This is a genomic window from Limnobacter sp. CACIAM 66H1 (genome assembly GCF_001601825.1).
Classification (GTDB): Bacteria; Pseudomonadota; Gammaproteobacteria; order Burkholderiales; family Burkholderiaceae_B; genus Limnobacter.
Window position 1 is genome coordinate 1 of the sequence record NZ_LUJK01000056.1, and the last position, 18,907, is coordinate 18,907.

At 52.8% G+C, this 18,907-nt stretch carries 17 protein-coding genes; 1 reads left to right on the forward strand and 16 read right to left on the reverse strand.

Going from position 1 to position 18,907, the window contains the following annotated elements; translation table 11 throughout:
- The 5 genes from A0129_RS13475 to A0129_RS13495 all read right to left on the reverse strand — a co-directional run.
- On the reverse strand, nt 1–239 hold a 239-nt coding region (locus tag A0129_RS13475), incomplete at its 3' end, for an NUDIX domain-containing protein (protein ID WP_291715760.1).
- Between the two features lie 5 nt (nt 240–244).
- On the reverse strand, nt 245–1,111 hold the full coding sequence (locus A0129_RS13480; RefSeq protein ID WP_275272049.1) for an ATP-binding protein: 867 nt from the start codon (nt 1,109–1,111) through the stop codon (nt 245–247).
- A gap of 11 nt (nt 1,112–1,122) precedes the next feature.
- The gene (argJ, locus tag A0129_RS13485; RefSeq protein WP_291715762.1) at nt 1,123–2,352 is read right to left on the reverse strand and encodes a bifunctional glutamate N-acetyltransferase/amino-acid acetyltransferase ArgJ; all 1,230 of its coding nucleotides are present in this window, start codon (nt 2,350–2,352) and stop codon (nt 1,123–1,125) included.
- Nucleotides 2,353–2,403: 51 nt separating this feature from the next.
- Entirely contained in the window at nt 2,404–5,163 is a 2,760-nt protein-coding gene (gene secA / locus A0129_RS13490; RefSeq protein WP_291715764.1) for a preprotein translocase subunit SecA, read from the reverse strand.
- A gap of 100 nt (nt 5,164–5,263) precedes the next feature.
- Nucleotides 5,264–6,241, reverse strand: coding sequence for a M23 family metallopeptidase (locus A0129_RS13495; RefSeq protein WP_291715766.1), 978 nt, complete (start codon nt 6,239–6,241; stop codon nt 5,264–5,266).
- 112 nt (nt 6,242–6,353) lie between these two features.
- On the opposite strand from A0129_RS13495, the gene A0129_RS13500 reads away from it, so the two are divergent.
- The gene (locus A0129_RS13500; protein ID WP_291715768.1) at nt 6,354–6,761 is read left to right on the forward strand and encodes a hypothetical protein; all 408 of its coding nucleotides are present in this window, start codon (nt 6,354–6,356) and stop codon (nt 6,759–6,761) included.
- A 65-nt stretch (nt 6,762–6,826) separates the two neighbouring features.
- Here A0129_RS13500 and lpxC read toward each other — a convergent pair whose 3' ends face one another.
- The 11 genes from lpxC to mraY form a co-directional block, all read right to left on the reverse strand.
- Nucleotides 6,827–7,747, reverse strand: coding sequence for a UDP-3-O-acyl-N-acetylglucosamine deacetylase (lpxC, locus tag A0129_RS13505; protein ID WP_291715770.1), 921 nt, complete (start codon nt 7,745–7,747; stop codon nt 6,827–6,829).
- A gap of 145 nt (nt 7,748–7,892) precedes the next feature.
- Nucleotides 7,893–8,396 (reverse strand): peroxiredoxin, encoded by a 504-nt coding sequence (locus A0129_RS13510; RefSeq protein ID WP_291715772.1) that lies wholly within the window; start codon nt 8,394–8,396, stop codon nt 7,893–7,895.
- 183 nt (nt 8,397–8,579) lie between these two features.
- A complete protein-coding gene (gene ftsZ / locus A0129_RS13515; protein WP_008250414.1) occupies nt 8,580–9,749 on the reverse strand; it encodes a cell division protein FtsZ in 1,170 nt (389 codons plus the stop codon).
- Between the two features lie 64 nt (nt 9,750–9,813).
- Nucleotides 9,814–11,046: a cell division protein FtsA gene (gene ftsA, locus A0129_RS13520; RefSeq protein WP_291715773.1), complete on the reverse strand. Its 1,233-nt coding sequence runs from the start codon at nt 11,044–11,046 to the stop codon at nt 9,814–9,816.
- Between the two features lie 25 nt (nt 11,047–11,071).
- The gene (locus A0129_RS13525; protein ID WP_291715775.1) at nt 11,072–11,851 is read right to left on the reverse strand and encodes a cell division protein FtsQ/DivIB; all 780 of its coding nucleotides are present in this window, start codon (nt 11,849–11,851) and stop codon (nt 11,072–11,074) included.
- Complete coding sequence (locus tag A0129_RS13530; RefSeq protein WP_291715777.1) at nt 11,852–12,823, reverse strand: D-alanine--D-alanine ligase; 972 nt, start codon at nt 12,821–12,823, stop codon at nt 11,852–11,854.
- Complete coding sequence (gene murC / locus A0129_RS13535) at nt 12,820–14,220, reverse strand: UDP-N-acetylmuramate--L-alanine ligase (RefSeq protein ID WP_291715779.1); 1,401 nt, start codon at nt 14,218–14,220, stop codon at nt 12,820–12,822. The genes A0129_RS13530 and murC overlap by 4 nt, the downstream gene beginning before the upstream one ends.
- A complete protein-coding gene (gene murG / locus A0129_RS13540) occupies nt 14,217–15,290 on the reverse strand; it encodes an undecaprenyldiphospho-muramoylpentapeptide beta-N-acetylglucosaminyltransferase (RefSeq protein WP_291715781.1) in 1,074 nt (357 codons plus the stop codon). Before murG ends, murC begins: the two co-directional genes overlap by 4 nt.
- Entirely contained in the window at nt 15,287–16,450 is a 1,164-nt protein-coding gene (gene ftsW / locus A0129_RS13545) for a putative lipid II flippase FtsW (protein WP_240965969.1), read from the reverse strand. The genes murG and ftsW overlap by 4 nt, the downstream gene beginning before the upstream one ends.
- An 86-nt stretch (nt 16,451–16,536) precedes the next feature.
- Nucleotides 16,537–18,012, reverse strand: coding sequence for a UDP-N-acetylmuramoyl-L-alanine--D-glutamate ligase (gene murD, locus A0129_RS13550; RefSeq protein WP_291715783.1), 1,476 nt, complete (start codon nt 18,010–18,012; stop codon nt 16,537–16,539).
- Between the two features lie 27 nt (nt 18,013–18,039).
- Nucleotides 18,040–18,907, reverse strand: an 868-nt coding sequence (gene mraY / locus A0129_RS13555; protein ID WP_291715785.1) for a phospho-N-acetylmuramoyl-pentapeptide-transferase, incomplete at its 5' end; no start/stop codon positions are given.

Below are 18,907 nucleotides of genomic sequence, written 5' to 3' on the forward strand. Positions count from 1 at the left end.
TCGTGTTCAATGCGGAACCAGGGCCCACCTTCAAGGGCTGTGATATCGAGTTCTTCTTTCAGTTCACGTACCAAGGCCTGCCACACCGTTTCGTCTGGCTCCACCTTGCCACCGGGAAATTCCCAGTAACCGGCGTAAGGCTTCCCCTCAGGTCGGCAACCCCACAGCACCTGACCATGAGTATTGAATACCACAGCCACTGCCACATCAATGCGGGGTTTAACCAAAGAAGTTGTCACTCGACTTACAAACCTTTTGAGCCAGCCCAATGCTTGGCAAACTGATAGGCCAAGCGACCACTGCGGCTACCGCGCTCAATAGTCCATCGAAGTGCGATGTGTCGAGCCTCGTCGGTATAAGGCATGTTGAAATGCTCCAGCCACACTTGCACGGCGGCCAGGTACTCATCCTGATTGAATGCATGGAAAGACACCCACACACCAAATCGGTCCGACAGCGATACCTTTTCTTCAATACCCTCGGCAGGACGAATTTCGCCATTGTCCATGTGCTGGGTTTGAAGGTTGTCTTTCATCATTTGCGGCAGCAAATGGCGGCGGTTTGATGTGGCGTAAATCAACACGTTGTCCGATGTGCCCGCGATAGAACCATCCAATACGCTTTTCAATGCCTTGTAGCCAGCCTCGCCTTCCTCAAAAGACAGGTCGTCGCAAAACACAATAAACCGTTCAGGTCTGCCGTTGACCAGGTCAACGACGTCTTGCAAAAACAGCAGGTCTGTTTTGTCGACCTCGATCAAACGCAGACCCTGAGGCGAATAACGGCTCAACATGGCGCGCACCAAGCTTGACTTGCCGGTGCCGCGCGCACCGGTGAGCAGCACATTATTGGCAGGCAACCCTTTCACGAACTGGTGTGTGTTCTGGTCCACTTTCTCAAGTTGGGGCCCAATGTTCTTCAGCACAGCCGCGTCCAGTGACTCGACTGTTTTTACCGGCTCAAGGCGTAGTTGGCCCGCCCTGTGATGCAGACGAAATGCAGTGGAGGCATTCCAGTTTGTGGGCGCTTTCATCACCCCCTGCTCCAAGGCTTGAGCGATACGGCCAAGCTGCTCGAGAATCGCTTTGGTGTCGTTGTGTTGGGTACTCATTGCGGCAGCACTTAACTGCGGTAATCCGCATTGATGGTGACATACTCATGCGAAAAGTCAGTGGTCCACACGGTGGTGCTGGCATTGCCACGCCCCAATTGAACGCGCACAGTAATTTCGGCATCGTTCATGACCGCCTGCCCTTGCTCTTCCCGATAATCGGGATGGCGTCCGCCATTTTTGGCCACATAGACGTCGCCCAGATACAGTTGAATTTTGGTTTGATCGAGGTCATCAATACCAGCATAACCAACTGCCGCCAAAATACGGCCCAGGTTGGGGTCTGATGCAAAAAACGCAGTTTTCACCAATGGAGAATGGCCGATGGCGTAGGCCACTTTCAGCGCCTCTTCCTCGCTGCCCGCCTGTTCTACCTTCACGGTAATGAATTTGGTGGCACCCTCGCCATCGCGAACAATTGCTTGAGCCAACTTGATCGATTCGGCCTTCAGTGCCTCGAATACGGCCGCAGCCTCTGGCTCATTGCCGGTTTGAATATTCACGGCATTGCTTTTACCTGTGGCGATCACCACAAAGCTGTCATTCGTTGAAGTATCGCCATCAATCGTAATTCGATTGAATGAGGCATCAGCCATGGCTGTGGTCCACTTTTCCAGCACAGGTTGGGCAATAGCCGCATCGGTGGCCAGGTAGCCCAGCATGGTGGCCATATTGGGGCGAATCATGCCTGCACCCTTTGATACCCCAGTGATTGCAATTTCACCTGCACCCACTTGCAGCTTGCGGCTGCTGGCCTTGGGCAAGGTGTCAGTGGTCATGATTGCAGTGGCGGCATCCAGCCAATCGGCTTTGCCCAAACCTGCAACCGCCTGATCAATGCCCAACAACAAACGATCCATGGGCAGGTTCTCGAGAATGACACCAGTTGAGAATACAAGCACCTGCTCGGGTGCTACACCCAGCAACTCGGCCACCTTGGCTGTGGTCGCCCGCGCATCGGCCAAGCCGCGCTCGCCAGTACCGGCGTTGGCACAACCGGTGTTGACCACCAAAGCACGAATTCCCTTTCCAGCCTTCAAATGAGCCTGACAAACCTGAACCGGTGCGGCACAAAAGCGGTTTTTCGTAAACACACCCGCCACACTGCTGCCTTCCGCCACACGCACCACCAGGACATCCTTTCGGTTGGGCTTGCGAATTTGGGCCATGGCATAACCCATGTCCAAACCGGCGACTGGAAACAGGGAATCAGCAGCAGGTACTTTCAAATTCACAGGCATGGCAATCAACTCCTCGGTGCGCGCGTCTCGCGCGAGTATCTCAAGTTTATTTCAGGAAATTTTTCCGTGGCACTGCTTGTACTTCTTGCCCGAACCACAGGGGCAAGGGTCGTTACGACCCACTTTTTCACTCACCCGACGGGGTACGTTTGCGGGTGCAGCTGAACGTTCGCCCTCAGAGGCTTGTTCTTCTTCTCCGCTTGCATCTGCATGCTGATACTGAATATTGTCCAGATGCGCCGCGGCTTCCTGTTCAAGTTGCTGCTCTGCTTGTTGCACCTGCTCTGCAGATTGAACGCGCACAGTGAGCAACACCTTGGCCACTTCATCGCGCACACGATTCAACAAGGCGCCAAACAACTCAAACGCTTCGCGCTTGTATTCCTGTTTGGGATTTTTCTGGGCATAACCACGCAAGTGAATCCCTTGTCGAAGGTAATCCAGGGCAGCCAGATGCTCACGCCAGTGGGTGTCAATGCTTTGCAGCAACAGCGTCTTCTCGAATTTGGCAAAGGAATCCGCACCGACCAGTTGAACCTTGGCGTTGTAAACCTCATCTGCCATTTGAAGAATTCGCTTCAAAAAGTCTTCGTCCGAGCTTTTTGCATCCTCTTCCAGCCATTGGCGCAAAGTGGCCTCAAGCTGATATTCGTTGCGCAGCACGGTTTCCAAACCTTCCAGGTCCCATTGCTCTTCAACAGATTCTTCGGGAATGTACTCACGGAACACAGCCTCCAGCGCGCCATGTCGCAAGTTGCCAATGGTTTCGCGAATTTCTGCTGATTCCAGAATTTCATTTCGCTGGGCATAAATGATTTTGCGCTGCTCATTGGACACATCATCGTATTCCAGCAATTGCTTGCGAATGTCGAAGTTGCGACCCTCTACCTTGCGCTGGGCAGACTCAATTGAGCGGGACACAATGCCTGCCTCAATGGCCTCGCCTTCAGGCAATTTCAAGCGCTCCATGATTGCGCGCACGCGGTCGCCTGCAAAAATACGCAGCAACTGGTCTTCCATCGACAAGTAAAAACGCGAAGAACCCGCATCACCCTGACGACCGGCGCGGCCACGCAGCTGGTTATCGATACGCCGGCTTTCATGGCGCTCGCAACCAATAATGTGCAACCCACCCGAGGCCAGCACAGCCTCATTGCGCAGTTTCCATTCCGCGCGTGCTTTCTCGATCAAGGCTGGCTTGGCCGTCTCTTCAAGTTCGGCATTGTTTTCAATGCCGGCCAGTTCGCGCTCCAAATTGCCACCCAAAACAATGTCGGTACCACGGCCGGCCATGTTGGTCGCAATGGTTATGGCTTTTGGTCGCCCAGCCTGGGCCACAATCTCGGCCTCGCGCTCGTGTTGCTTGGCGTTGAGCACGTTGTGGGGCAGCTTCTCCTTTTCAAGGAAACTGGCGATTAATTCGGAGTTCTCAATCGAGGTGGTACCCACCAGCACAGGTTGACCACGCTCATAGCAGTCCTTGATGTCCTCAAGAATTGCGTTGTATTTCTCACGGGCGCTTTTGTAGATTTTGTCCTGCGCATCTTTACGCTGAATTGGTCGATGCGTTGGGATAATCACGGTCTCCAGACCATAAATGGACTGGAATTCAAAAGCTTCCGTATCAGCTGTACCGGTCATGCCAGACAGCTTCTTGTACATCCTGAAATAATTCTGGAAGGTGATGGAGGCCAGTGTTTGATTCTCGGCCTGAATGCGAACACCTTCCTTGGCTTCCACCGCCTGGTGCAAGCCATCAGACCAACGGCGACCCGGCATCAGGCGCCCTGTGAATTCGTCCACGATAATCACTTCACCGTTTTGAACCACATAGTGCTGGTCTTTGTGAAACAGGTTATGGGCGCGCAGGGCGGCCATCACATGGTGCATCAGGGAAATATTGGCCGCATCGTACAGGCTGGCACCTTCCGGCAGCAATCCCATTTGGCTGAGGATCTGTTCGGCTTTTTCATGGCCGGCTTCGCTCATCTGGATCTGGTGGCCTTTCTCGTCCACGTAAAAGTCGCCTGGCACCTCTTCCTCGCCCGGCTTTTGTTCGCTTTGCATGCGAACCAGCTGCTTGGGCAAGCTATCCAGTTTGCGATACATCTCAGTGTGATCGTCAGCCTGACCGGAGATGATCAGGGGCGTTCGCGCCTCGTCGATCAAAATCGAATCCACCTCGTCCACGATCGCGTAGTTCAAACCACGTTGTACACGCTCACCCACGCTATACACCATGTTGTCGCGCAGGTAGTCAAAACCGAATTCATTGTTGGTGCCGTAGGTGATATCAGACGCATAAGCAGCCTGCTTCTGGTCATGTGGCATGCGGGACAAGTTACAACCCACAGTCAGACCCAGAAAACTGTACAGCCGCCCCATCCAGGCGGCATCGCGAGAAGCCAGATAGTCGTTCACGGTGATTACATGAACGCCTTTTCCTTCCAGTGCATTCAAATAGGCGGGCAAAGTAGCCACCAATGTTTTACCTTCACCAGTGCGCATTTCTGAAATTTTGCCTTGGTGCAAAGCCATGCCACCAATGAGCTGAACGTCAAAGTGCCGCATGCCAAAAACCCGCACGCTGGCCTCGCGCACCACAGCAAAAGCCTCGGGCAGCAAACTGTCCAGCGAATCGCCTTTGGACAAGCGCTCCTTGAATTCAGCGGTTTTTGCACGCAGGGCTTCGTCGCTCAAGGCCTGAATGGTCGGCTCTAGCGCATTGATTTGATTGACGGTTTTACGGTAGGTTTTCAACAACCGTTCATTGCGGCTGCCAAAAAGCTTTTTCAGAGTGTCTGTGATCATAATGTCGGCTGGTTCGACCCTTAAAGGGCCTGAAAGTCAATCGACCGGGTTTTGGGTCCGGTCGATTCCAAAAACAGCCTAGAAGTTTAGCACGCGAAGCTTAGTCCAGAGGGACAGCAGCGCTTTCCGAGAATAAGCCGTTTAAGGCGGCTACAGTTGAGGGACCAGGACGGGGAAGACCGTTCTTTTCCAGAAACTTGTTGGGGTTTTGTGGCACGCCGTCTACACGCACTTCGAAGTGCAAGTGAGGGCCAGTTGAGCGGCCAGTACTGCCTACCAAGGCAATTTTTTGACCGAGCCGCACAATGTCGCCGGCTTTGACCAGCAACTTGGAGGCATGCGCATACCGCGTTGTAGTTTTGTTGTTGTGCTCAATTTCAACCATGTTGCCGTAGCCCGGGTGCCATTTGGCCTCCACCACTACACCTGCCGCGGCTGCCAAAATGGGCGTGCCTGTAGGGGCAATGAAATCGATACCCTCGTGAACCGAACGACGGCCGGTAAATGGATCAATCCGGTTACCGAAATTGCTGACTGCGATGGTGTCTGAGAGGGGGGATTCGTTGGGAACGCTGAGAAACTTGACGCGGGCACTTTGAAGGTCGGTATCGATGATGCTGAATACATCGGCTTGTCGCTCAATTTGGCTCGCCACATCCGAGATCGCTGTTTTCACTTCCCGGTAATTCAACGACTTTTCATCTTTCTGCTGCAAACCACCTTGGCCTAGTTGTTCAGTCAGGGTGACCTTGGTATCGAGCCCATTGGATTTCAACAACCGCACACTGACGGCATCCAGGCGAGCCAGTTGCGCGCGCATCTCCGCCAGGCGAATTGCCATCGCATCCAAGGGGCTTCCAGTTTCTGCCACATCATGGTGCTTGGCCAATTGTTGGGAATAGACGATATCTTGAACGACCGGTATCTGCTCACCATAACGCGCGGCCAAGTACAGGCCGGCTGCCAGGAAAGAGCCTGCAAACATAACCAGCAAAACAAGCAACATAGCAACGTGGCTGGTCTTTATACTGAGTACACTGGTGCGGGAAAAAGGACCCCGCATAAGAATTAACTGCATGTATAACCTCCTCAATCCGCGTAGCGAACCGAATTCACCCGTTTTTGACGGGTTTTAGTGAGAACACCCGGTGAAACCAAAGCATTCCGCATTATCTCCCTTGGCAAGCCTGATGCAGGAACCACAAACCAGCTCTTTAATCACTCAAGCGGCACAGTCACGTCGGCTTGAGAAGATTATTCACACTTGGCCATCGCTGCGTGGCGTGACCTTTAGTGTTGGACCAATCAAAAAAGACAAACTAAAAATTTTCGTGTCGACCCCGGCGGCGCTGACGCGCCTGAGGCAATCCTTACCCAGCCTGATTCAACATCTGCAGGGTTCGGGCATGAATATAAACGAAATTCAGCTACAAATACAAACCAACCCGTTAACATCCAAGCAGTTGGAGCGTCGCCCAAAGAGGGCAGTTTTCTCGGATGCCGCAAGAAAAGCCTGGCTGGACCTCGAAAACAGGTTGGGTGATTCGCCATTGAAGGAAGCCACCCAAGCTTTAAACAAACACCACAAACTCAAGTAGTTTCTAGAATGTATCCGAAAACTACAAGATTTTGTTGTGTTTAATATTATTTTACAATTGGGCGTTTAAGCAACCGCCCAATCTGCTCTAAATACGGTAGGAGTTTCCCTGACACTTTCGAAGGTCACGATCTCAAACGCCGAGGCATCCCTGATCAGGGCTCGAATCAACTGATTGTTCAAACCATGGCCCGAGCGATAGGCCTGATATTCACCAATGATTGGATGCCCAATCACATACAGGTCACCAATGGCGTCCAGGACCTTGTGCTTCACAAACTCATCGTCGTAACGCAAACCGTCTGAATTCAAGATTCGGTACTCATCCATCACAATCGCGTTGTCGAGATTACCACCCAGCGCCAAGCCCAGATTACGTAAGGTTTCAACATCTTGCGTAAAGCCGAAGGTGCGCGCCCGGGCAATGTCTCGGGTAAAAGATGTGCTGGAGAAGTCGATCTCTACCATTTGCCCGGTTTTGTCGATCGCAGGATGACCGAAATCAATCTCAAACTTCAAGCGGAAGCCATCGTATGGCTTCAAACTGGCGTATTTCAGGCTGGCGCCATCACCTTCCCGAACCTCAATCGGCTTTTTGACCCGAATGAATTTCTTCAGTGCAGACTGTTCAACCAAGCCCGCCTGCTGAATAAGAAACACGAATGAGATGGCGCTGCCATCCATGATGGGAACTTCTACTGCGGTCAAATCAATGTAAGCGTTATCGACGCCTAACCCGCACAATGCAGACATCAGGTGTTCGATCGTGGAAACCTTCGCACCATCTTTCTCTAGCGTGGACGCCATGCGCGTGTCGCCAATGGCCAGAGCATTCACGGGAAAGTCGACCGGCTCTGGCAGGTCAACGCGCCTGAACACAATGCCCGTGTCAGGTGGCGCGGGTCGCAGCGTCATGGTGACCCGCTTGCCGGAATGCAAGCCGATACCTGTGGCACTCAACACTTGTTTTAGGGTTCTTTGTTTCACAAACTTTCCTTGAATTGTCACCGAAGTGTAACCACCCGGTCAGTTCAACCCAAGATTTTTTATGGAGGTCAAACTCCAATTAGGGTTAAAACAGGGTAAAAGTGTCGCAAAATTGCACGAATTACCCTGTTTTCTCGGTTATTTCTCAAATTTGGGACAACAGTTTTTCGGCGGTGCTTTTCTCGAACACACCGGGCTCCTCTACATTCAGCTGGGTGACCACGCCGTCTTTGACCAGCATGGAATAGCGATTAGAACGCACACCCATGCCGCGTGCGGTCAGGTCCAGTTCCATGCCAATCTTCTTGGTGAACTCTGCTGAACCATCAGCCATCATGCGTACCTTGCCTTCCGCACCCAGGGATTTGCCCCACATGCCCATCACGAAAACATCGTTTACAGAAACACACCAGATTTCATCCACACCTTTGGCTTTGAAGGCATCAAAGTTGGCAATGAAACCAGGAACATGTTTTGCAGAGCAGGTTGGTGTGTAAGCCCCGGGCAAAGCCAGGATGGCAACCGTTTTACCGACCAGCTCTTTTTCTACTTCAAATTTGTTGGGGCCCAGTGAGCAACCCTCAGTTTCTTCGTGAAAGAACTCGAACACGGTTGCGTTGGGCAACTTGTCACCAATTTTGATTGTCATTTTTGTACTTCTCCTAAAACCTCAAAAATACACCACACAAGCGCCCCTGGGTAGATCGCGGATTTGCAGTCTTCGGCAAAACTGCAAACTTCACCCGCGAACCACCGAGGGTGTTGATAGGACATTCACTTCTCGAAAATGTTCTCGAAAAGCAGATCGCTTGCGTTGACTAACCCGCTGCGTTCAGTCGGCTTGACGGCGCAAGAATGCGGGGATGTCAAATCGGTCCATTCCACTGTCCTGCAAAGCCTGAACTCTGGAAGCGGCGTTGTCACGTGGGTTGCGGAACACGGCAGGAATCGCATAGTCCGTTTCACCTTGCTGACCGCTGACTGCATCAAAAGTACCCGTGCGGGCCATGGGCTGATACTGTTCAGCCTGTACCAAAGTGGGCTTGGCGGCTTTGCGGCCCAAACCAGTCGCAACCACAGTCACGCGCAAGTCGTCACCCATGGTTTCATCGTAGGCAGTACCAAAAATCACGGTTGCATCTTCAGCCGCATAGGCGCGGATGATGTTCATCACTTCTTTGGTTTCTTTCAGTTTCAGGCTCTTGCTTGAAGTAATGTTCACCAACACACCACGCGCACCTGACAAGTCCACACCCTCCAGCAATGGAGAGGCAATGGCTTGCTCTGCTGCTTCGCGGGCACGGTCAGGACCATTGGCAGTTGCTGTACCCATCATGGCTTTGCCCACTTCAGACATGATTGTTTTCACGTCTTCAAAGTCGACGTTCACATTGCCTTCGACGTTGATGATTTCTGCAATACCTGCGCAGGCGTTGTGCAATACATCATCCGCTGCAATGAAACAGTCTTCCTGGGTTGCATCGTCGCCAACTACTTCCAGCAGCTTTTCGTTCAATACGATGATCAGTGAGTTGACCTTACTGGAGAGTTTCTCAAGACCCTCCTCTGCAGCTTTGCAGCGCTTGGTGCCTTCAAATTCAAAAGGCTTGGTCACAACAGCCACGGTCAAAATTCCCAGTTCTTGGGCCACCTCAGCCACCACTGGCGCAGCACCTGTACCTGTACCACCGCCCATACCTGCTGTGATGAATACCATGTGCGCACCACGCAATGCGTCGCGAATGCGGTCACGGTCTTCCTCGGCCGCTTGGCGACCAGCCTCAGGTTTTGCACCGGCACCCAGACCGGTTTTACCCAACTGAATGAGCACGTTGGCTTTGGTTTTTGCCAAAGCTTGCGCGTCAGTGTTGGCGCAAATGAATTCGACGTTTTGAACGCCTTGCGCGATCATGTGAGCAACCGCGTTACCGCCCGCGCCGCCTACACCTACAACCTTAATGACAGTCCCTTGGGTTTCTGTCTCGAGAATTTCAAATGACATGGTGTTTGCCTCCTATCTAGCAAAAATTGACATCGCCGAAAAAACTAATTAAAAAAAACCACAATTAAAAATTACCCAAAAACCACTCTTTCATTTTTTGTACGGTTTGCTTCAAGCCGCCACCTTGTGAAGCCACGCGTCGGCCACGCAAATGTTGGGCTCGCGCCTCGTGCAGCAGACCCATTGCTGTTGCAAAACGCGGAGTGCGAACCATGTCAGCCAAACCACCTGTGTAATCAGGCACGCCGATGCGCACAGGTTTCATGAAAATGTCTTCACCCAGTTCTGCGATACCTGGCATCAAGCTGGTGCCACCCGTTAACACAACCCCCGAGGACAACAATTCTTCGTAACCCGATTCGCGCAAAACCTGTTGCACCATCAAGAACAACTCTTCAAGGCGCGGTTCGATGACAGCGGCCAAGGCTTGTTTGGACAAAGTTCGTGGGTCGCGCTCGCCAATGCCCGGCACATCGATTTTTGCGTGTGGATCAGCCAGCACCTGCTTCGCCACGCCATGGCGAATCTTGATTTCTTCAGCATCGGGTGTGGGTGTGCGCAAAGCCATCGCAATGTCGTTGGTGATTTGATCGCCCGCGATTGGAATGACCGCCGTGTGGCGAATTGCGCCACCGGTGAACACGGCAATATCAGTGGTGCCACCGCCAATGTCGATCAGCACCACACCCAATTCTTTTTCATCGTCAGTCAGCACAGCCATGCTGGAAGCCAGTGGTTGCAGCATCAGGTCCTGCACTTCAAGACCACACCGGCGCACACACTTCACGATGTTCTGTGCAGCAGAAACAGCCCCTGTCACAATGTGCACGCGTGTTTCCAAACGTACGCCGCTCATGCCCAGTGGTTCACGCACATCTTCCTGACCATCCACGATAAATTCTTGCGGCAGGACATGCAGAATTTGCTGGTCGGTTGGAATGTTGACGGCCTTGGCGGTTTCAATCACACGGGCCACATCGGCTTGTGTCACTTCGCGCTCTTTGATGGCCACCATGCCTGAGGAATTGAAGCTGCGAATGTGACTGCCGGCAATCCCGGTAAGCACGGTTTTAATTTTGCAATCGGCCATCAACTCAGCCTCTTCCAAGGCTTGTTGAATGGAATGCACCGTGGACTCGATGTTGACCACTACGCCCTTTTTCAACCCCCGCGACTCGTGTTGAGCCACGCCTATGACTTCGAAGCGGCCGTCATGCAGCAACTCCGCGACCATGGCCACAACTTTCGCGGTGCCAATGTCCAGCCCAACTATCAAATCTTTCGGCTCTTTGTTCATGGTGCCCAGTTTCAATTTTTCATATTCAGTTCAATTTCATGCTTGAAGCACCAGCAGGCTTTGAAGCCGCCAGACGCTCGCCCTTTACTGCCACACCCCTCGGATAGCGCAGGTCAATTCTTTCCACCGCTGCCATCACCTGGCTTGTAATTTTTGGATAAACCGCCAGCAGTCGATCCATTTTCTGTTCAATACTGAAGTTCTCTTGAGCGCGCCCAAGCTCAATCGTGATACCTGTGTCGGTTTCAATTGACCAGGCATAACGATCGGACAACTCCACACGAGAGGGCCACATACCCAGCGTTTTCAGTTTCTCGATGCTTGACACATACATCTTTGAAACCAGTAACTCGCTGCCTGCTGGCCCATTCAACACCGCCAACTGCTGGTCTTCCGCCACCTCGGCCAGGTTGGCAGAGAACACTTCGCCATACGTGTTGACCAATCGTGTTTCTCCCCAGAGCGCCAAGGGTGTGTGGCCTTGAATCTGGATGCGCAAGCCACTGGGCCAGGTACGCTGCACAATGGCTTTGCGAACCCAGGGCTGTGCTTCCACCTGCTCGCGTACTTTCTGCAAATTGGCCGAGAAGAAAGTACCCTCAATTTTTGGAAGTACATTGGCTCTGAAACCAATCAAGTTCACGCGCTCTACGTCGCCCACCAATTCCACACGCTTTAGTTCAAACACCGGTCGCTGAATCAACCACTGAATACACGCATAACCCAACAGCACCAGGGCCAAGGCTGAAAACAGCCCGGCTATGATGCTCATGAGTTTGTCGTCGTTCCAGATTGCTCCCAGCATTTAGCGTCTGCCCCCTACATTCAATCCGGATGCCTTCAGCCTCGCACTGGCGGCAATCTGCATCACCAAGTCGTCGTACTCCACACCACTGGCTCGTGCACTCATCGGTACCAGCGAATGGTCAGTCATGCCCGGCGAGGTATTCATTTCCAGCAACCAGGGTTTGCCACTTTCATCGACCAACACATCGGCTCGCCCCCAGCCAGCACACCCCAATACCTGGTAGGCTTTCACGCAAAGCGCTTGCACCTCCGCTTCAAAATCGGTGCTCAGACCGCTCGGGCAAAAGTACTTCGTTTCGTTGCCGATGTATTTGTTGTGATAGTCGTAGTTGCCATCCGGGGCCTGAATTCGAATCACGGGCAGTGCATGGGCACCTGCGCCTTCTCCCATCACGGGCACAGTCAACTCTTGCCCGCTGACAAACTTTTCTGCCAGTACATTCGGGTCGTACTTGTATGCCAGCTCGAAAGCAGCCTGTAGTTGATCTGCTGTTTTTACCTTGGTCAAACCAAGAGTCGATCCTTCCTGCGCTGGTTTAACGATCAGGGGCAGCCCCAAACGTTCCACCACCTCATTCACATTGAATCCGGGCTCAAGACGAACGTAATCGGGCGTGGCCAAGCCTTGGCTGATCCATGCAGCTTTGGTCAGAATTTTGTCCATGGCCAGGGCCGAGGCAGTCACACCGCTGCCGGTGTAAGGAATGTTCAGCCACTCCAGCACACCTTGAATCGTGCCGTCTTCGCCGAAGCGGCCATGCAGGGAAATGACTGCGCGATCGAATCCACCCTGCGCCAGTTCGACCATGCTGCGTTCGGCGGGATCAAATCCATGCGCATCCACGCCGTTGCGCTGCAAGGCCGCCAGCACCATGCTGCCTGATTTCAACGACACCTCCCGTTCAGCAGAACGACCGCCGAACAGCACTACCACTTTGCCCAGGCCTTTTGCGTCAATCCGTGAGCTCATGATTTGCCTCCCAGAGCACTGGCGACCAGGCGACCTGGCAAGGCACCAATTGAGCCTGCTCCCATGGTGATGACCAAATCGCCGTCACGAGCGATATTCAAAATCGTACTTTCCATCTCATTCATGTCTTCTACAAATACAGGTTCTGTGCGGCCAGCCACTCGTACTGCACGTGCCAGCGAGCGTCCATCGGCAGCAACAATCGGTGCTTCACCAGCGGAATACACTTCTGACAAAATCACCAAGTCTGGTGTGCCCAGCACTTTGACAAAATCTTCGAAACAGTCTCGAGTGCGGGTATAACGGTGGGGCTGAAAAGCAAGTACCAAGCGCTTGTCCGGGTATGCACCTCGCGCGGCCGCGAGCGTAGCAGCCATTTCAACAGGGTGATGCCCGTAGTCATCGACCACCAGGAAATGGCCGCCCTCTTTGGCTGCCACCTCACCGTAATGCTGGAATCGCCGACCAACACCATTGAATTTTTCGAGGGCCGCAACAATCGCTTCATCGGATACGCCAATTTCAGTGGCCACCGCAATCGCGGCCAGTGAATTGCGTACGTTGTGATCACCAGGCAAGTTCAAGGTAATGTCCAGTGGTGCTTCGTCTTCACGCAACACAGTGAACTTCATTTGCCCCTGGCAAGCCTGCACATTCACCGCGCGAATTTGTGCCTGCTCCGACAAACCGTAAGTCACGATCGTCTTGGATACAAATGGCATGATCTCTCGCACACAAGGATCATCGACGCACACCGCTGCTACACCATAGAAAGGCAGGCGCTGTGTGAACTCCACAAAAGCTTGCTTCAAACGTGCAAAGTCATGCCCGTAGGTTTCCATGTGGTCGGCGTCAATATTGGTGATCACTGCAATGACTGGCATCAGGTTCAAAAACGATGCATCTGATTCATCAGCCTCAACCACCATGAATTCGCCAGTGCCCAGCTTGGCGTTTGCACCCGCCGAATTCAAACGTCCGCCAATTACGAAAGTGGGGTCGAGTTTGCCTTCAGCCAGAATGCTGGCCACCAAACTGGTAGTCGTGGTTTTGCCGTGCGTGCCAGCCACAGCAATGCCCTGCTTCAAACGCATTAATTCGGCCAGCATGACAGCACGAGGTACCACTGGCACCCGGGCTGCGCGCGCTGCCAGCACCTCAGGGTTGCTGCCGCCCACTGCTGTGGATGTAACCACTGCATCTGCACCCGCAATATTCGACCGTTCGTGACCCGTAAACACAGTGGCACCCAATTTGACCAGTCGCTGAGTCACGGCAGAATCAGACAAGTCGGAACCGCTCACCTTGTAACCAAGGTTGATCAATACTTCGGCGATTCCGCTCATGCCAGAACCACCAATCCCTACAAAGTGCACATGTTTGACTTTGTGTTTCATACCTTCGCAACCTGTTCAATGTAGTTCGCCACTTCCTGCGTGGCTTGTGGTTTGGCCAAGGCCCTCGCCCGCTCTGCTTGTTCAAGGCATGTTTCCCGACTGACTTGTTGCAACCAGTTGGCCAGCCATGTGGCGTCCAATTCGTGTTGCTGACGAAGCCACGCCGCATTCTCTTTCACAAGAAAACCTGCATTGTGGGTTTGATGATCGTCAACAGCATGTGGAAAAGGCACAAACAACGCTGCAACGCCAATGGCGGCGACTTCTGCTACAGTCATTGCCCCAGCCCTGCAAATCACCAAATCGGCCGCAGCCATGGCACCTGCAACATCATCAATAAATGCCAGCTGCTGGGCGCTTACGCCAGCCTTCTCATAGTTGTCGCGCAAGGCAGGCAAGTTTTTCTCTCCCGCCTGATGCACCACCTCGGGCCTGCAATCTGGAGGCAATATGGCCAAGGCTTTGGGCACCACCTCATTCAAGGCCTGTGCCCCCAAACTTCCACCCAGTACCAGTAATTTCAAAGGGCCACTGCGACCTTGAAAACGTGCACGGGGCTCTGGCTGGCTATAGATCATTTCACGCACAGGGTTGCCCACCCAGTTGGAATTGGGCAGCGCATACGGGAAAGCAACCAGGTTGCGATCTGCCAGCTTGGCCAACAATTTGTTGGTCAGGCCCGCAATCGAGTTTTGTTCATGCACGACCAAAGGAATATTCAGCAAGCTGGCCATCATCCCGAGCGGGAAAGCCACATACCCGCCCATACCCAATACCACCGCCGGTTTGGTTCGGCGCAGAATTTGAACGGAAGTCCAGAATGCGCGCAGCAATTTCAAGGGCATGAAGACCTGCTGCACAATGCCCTTACCGCGAAAGCCTGAGAACACCAAGGTATTCATTTCAACGCCATGTGCTGGCACCAATCGGCCTTCCATGGCCTGTGGGTTACCTGCCCATTGAACCTGCCAACCACGGGCTTTCAATTCGGAGGCAACACTCAATCCCGGGAAAATATGACCGCCGGTACCACCTGCAACAATCAATGCCAATCGCTGTGCTTTGCTCATGCCGCACCTCCCCGCATCATGGTTCGGTTCTCATGATCAATGCGAAGCACCAGTGCCAAAGCCGCACAGGTCACGAGGATTGCGGAGCCGCCATAACTCATCAAAGGCAACGTCAAACCCTTGGTGGGCAGAACACCCAAATTCACGCCCATGTTGATAAAGCACTGAACTGCAATCCAGATGCCTACTCCCTTGGCCACCAAACCGGAGAATGTTCGCTCCAGTGCAATGGCCTGGGCACCCACGGCAAAGCATCGTTTCACGATGTAGAGGAACAGCAAAATGACAACCGTCACACCCACAAAACCAAGCTCTTCACCAATCACCGCAAGCAGAAAGTCGGTGTGGGCCTCGGGCAGGTAATGTAATTTTTCAACACTGCCACCCAAACCCACACCAAGTACTTCACCTCGACCAAATGCGATCAAGGAATGTGACAACTGATAGGCCTTGTTCAAAGCGTTGTCGCCTTCCCATGGATCGAGGTAAGCCAACAAGCGGGCACGGCGATAATCACTAAAGGCGATCAACAAGGCAAATGCCGCACTTAGAGCGAACAACACACCAAAGAAAACCCGTGCATTGATGCCACCCAAAAACAGGATTCCGAACACCACCGTGACAATCACGATGAACGCCCCCATGTCAGGCTCCAGCAAAAGCAGCATACCCACGAGGAACATGGCCATGAACATCGGAAACAACACTTTCCCAAAACGCTGCATATAGGCTTGCTTGCGCACGGTGTAATCGGCTGCATAAATGATCGCGCAGACCTTCATCAATTCAGATGGCTGAATATTCAACACATACAGAGAGAGCCAGCGACGAGCACCATTCACCTCTTTGCCAATTCCGGGAATCAGCACCAATACCAACAACGCGATACAACACAAAAATACCAAAGGCGCCAGCTCTTGCCAGGTTTTCATTGGAATCTGGAAAACACAAAATGCAGCTACAAATGCAACTGCAATCGATACGGCGTGCCGAACTAAAAAGTGGGTGGTCTGATAGTTGGCGTACTTGTTGGAATCGGGCAAAGCCACTGTGGCCGAATACACCATGACAAGCCCGAGAAACAGCAACGCCAGTACGGCCCAAATCAGGCCTTGGTCAATGGCCTGAGATACTGCAGGTCCACGGTTGACTTTGTACATGGAGGATGACAAACCACCACCCGCCGCAGTGGCGGGGATCAAGCTCTTGAACTGCATGCTGTTTTGATCTTTCCTGGCCCACTTGCCTAGCATGGCTGCCCCCTGTCCGCTGCGATGGCTCGAACGGCATCCACAAACACCTCTGCACGGTGTACGTAATTCTTGAACATATCCAGACTTGCACACGCAGGGCTTAGCAAAACACAATCACCCTCTCGGGCTTTGCTCGCAGCCATCTGGACAGCCAGTTCCAAGGTAGCGGCTGTTTCACAAGGAATCTGCGTGCTTGCGAGAGCGCTCATGATGTTGTCAGCGTCTTTGCCAATCAAAATCACATGTTTGCAATAACTTGATACGGGCTGTACCAGTGGCGCGAAGTCCTGTCCTTTGCCATCCCCACCAGCAATCAATACGGTCGGCTTGGCCAAACCGTTCAATGCCGCCACAGTGGCTCCAACATTGGTGCCCTTGCTGTCATCGAAATAATCGACACCATCTATTTGCACAACATGTTGTACCCGGTGAGGCTCACCTTGGTAGCTGCGCAAACCATGCAACAACTTGGCCATTGGCATACCCAGACCTTGGCACAAGGCCAAGGCAGCCAACGCATTGCTTGCATTGTGCAAGCCCACCACTTGCAGAGCCTCGGTCGGCATCAACAGCTTTTGGCTGGGCTCTGATTCCTCCTGCTTTTTGCGGCGAGCGGATGTCTGCACCTCTTGGTCTCCAACCAATTGCGCCAGCCACAACATGCCGCCTTCACGAATCAGGCCAAAATCATTGATATCAACAGGTGCACTCGTACCAAAAGTAATGGGCTGTGCCCCGGTCGGTAAATTGACATTGGCTACCAATGAATCATCCCGATTCAGGACGCATACGCCATTCTCCGAAAAGATTCGGAATTTGTCTTCGGCGTACTCCTGCATGTCAGGATGCCAGTCCAGATGATCTTGAGTGATGTTGAGTACGGTCGATGCATCGAACTTCAAACGCTTGGTCCAATGCAACTGGAAACTTGACAGTTCAAGTACCCACACTTCGGGCAAGTCATCTGCTTCCAATTGTTCACGCAAAGCGTCCAGAGCAGCCGGACTGATATTGCCCGCAGCAACTGCCTTTTTTCCAGCGAACTGAGCGAGGCATTCCACCATTCGAGTTGTGGTGGTTTTCCCGTTGGTTCCGGTAATACCTACCACTTGCGGTTTGTAGTTTCTACTTTGCTGCAAAGCCTGGAGTGCATCGGCAAACAGGTCAAGTTCAGAATCAACGGAAGTGGCATGTTCCGCAGCGTGTGCAAGCACCGCGACCATCAGAGGATGAGAGGGTGGCAACCCGGGTGATACCACCACACGGTTGAATTCCCAATTCAGATCGCCTACCGAATTGAACACGCGCACGTCGGGCTGAATGGATTGCAACTCCTGCAATCCTGGAGGCGTTTCGCGCGTGTCAATAACAGTCAACCGGGCGCCTTGCGCAAGCACCCAGCGCGCGCAAGCCAAGCCAGACTCACCGAGTCCGACTTGCAAAACCGATTGATCAAGAAGCAAATTCATTCGTTTCAACTCAATTTGAAAGTCATTTCAACGCAACTTCAGCGTAGACAAACCAATCAACACCAGAATCATGGTGATGATCCAGAACCGAACCACTACCTGGGTTTCTTTCCAGCCACTTAACTCATAGTGATGGTGTAGCGGCGCCATTCGGAAAACCCGTTTCCCACCGCTGTACTTGAAATAGAGCACTTGAATCATGACCGAGAGGGTCTCCGCCACAAACACACCGCCCATGATGAACAGCACCACCTCCTGGCGAACAATCACTGCAACCGTGCCCAGCGCACCACCCAAAGCGAGTGCACCCACATCACCCATGAACACCTGTGCCGGGTAAGCGTTGAACCACAGGAAAGCCAAGCCAGCACCAGCGATGGCTGCGAGGAAAACAGCCAGCTCACCTGCGCCCGGAATGTATGGCAGCAGCAAATATTTCGAGTACACCGCATTACCGGCTACGTAGGCAAAAATCGCCAAGGCGGACGCCACCATCACTGTGGGCATAATCGCCAAGCCATCCAGGCCATCGGTCAAGTTCACCGCATTACTGGTACCCACGATCACAAAGTAAGTCAGAGCGATAAAACCCCAAACACCCAAGGGGTAGCTGATCGACTTGAAAAAGGGTACGATCAGATCCGCATTGTTGGGTAGGTGCATTGAAAAACCGCTTTCAACCCAGGCCACAAAAATATCCAGAACTTCCTGCCCGCTTTGCGCAGATACAGCAAAAGCCAGATAGAACGCACAAATCAACCCCACCACGCTTTGCCAAAAATACTTCCATTTCGCCGGCAAACCCTTGGGGTTGCGATACACCACTTTGCGGTAATCATCGACCCAGCCGATCCAGCCAAAACCGAAGGTGACGAGCATCACCACCCACACAAAA

Coding starts and splice junctions, on each gene's coding strand:
- A0129_RS13480 (WP_275272049.1), bottom strand. CDS start 1,111: ATGAGTACCCAACACAACGACACCAAAGCGATTCTCGAGCAGCTTGGC.
- argJ (WP_291715762.1), bottom strand. CDS start 2,352: ATGCCTGTGAATTTGAAAGTACCTGCTGCTGATTCCCTGTTTCCAGTC.
- secA (WP_291715764.1), bottom strand. CDS start 5,163: ATGATCACAGACACTCTGAAAAAGCTTTTTGGCAGCCGCAATGAACGG.
- A0129_RS13495 (WP_291715766.1), bottom strand. CDS start 6,241: ATGCAGTTAATTCTTATGCGGGGTCCTTTTTCCCGCACCAGTGTACTC.
- A0129_RS13500 (WP_291715768.1), top strand. CDS start 6,354: ATGCAGGAACCACAAACCAGCTCTTTAATCACTCAAGCGGCACAGTCA.
- A0129_RS13510 (WP_291715772.1), bottom strand. CDS start 8,396: ATGACAATCAAAATTGGTGACAAGTTGCCCAACGCAACCGTGTTCGAG.
- ftsZ (WP_008250414.1), bottom strand. CDS start 9,749: ATGTCATTTGAAATTCTCGAGACAGAAACCCAAGGGACTGTCATTAAG.
- ftsA (WP_291715773.1), bottom strand. CDS start 11,046: ATGAACAAAGAGCCGAAAGATTTGATAGTTGGGCTGGACATTGGCACC.
- A0129_RS13525 (WP_291715775.1), bottom strand. CDS start 11,851: ATGCTGGGAGCAATCTGGAACGACGACAAACTCATGAGCATCATAGCC.
- A0129_RS13530 (WP_291715777.1), bottom strand. CDS start 12,823: ATGAGCTCACGGATTGACGCAAAAGGCCTGGGCAAAGTGGTAGTGCTG.
- murC (WP_291715779.1), bottom strand. CDS start 14,220: ATGAAACACAAAGTCAAACATGTGCACTTTGTAGGGATTGGTGGTTCT.
- murG (WP_291715781.1), bottom strand. CDS start 15,290: ATGAGCAAAGCACAGCGATTGGCATTGATTGTTGCAGGTGGTACCGGC.
- ftsW (WP_240965969.1), bottom strand. CDS start 16,450: ATGTACAAAGTCAACCGTGGACCTGCAGTATCTCAGGCCATTGACCAA.
- murD (WP_291715783.1), bottom strand. CDS start 18,012: ATGAATTTGCTTCTTGATCAATCGGTTTTGCAAGTCGGACTCGGTGAG.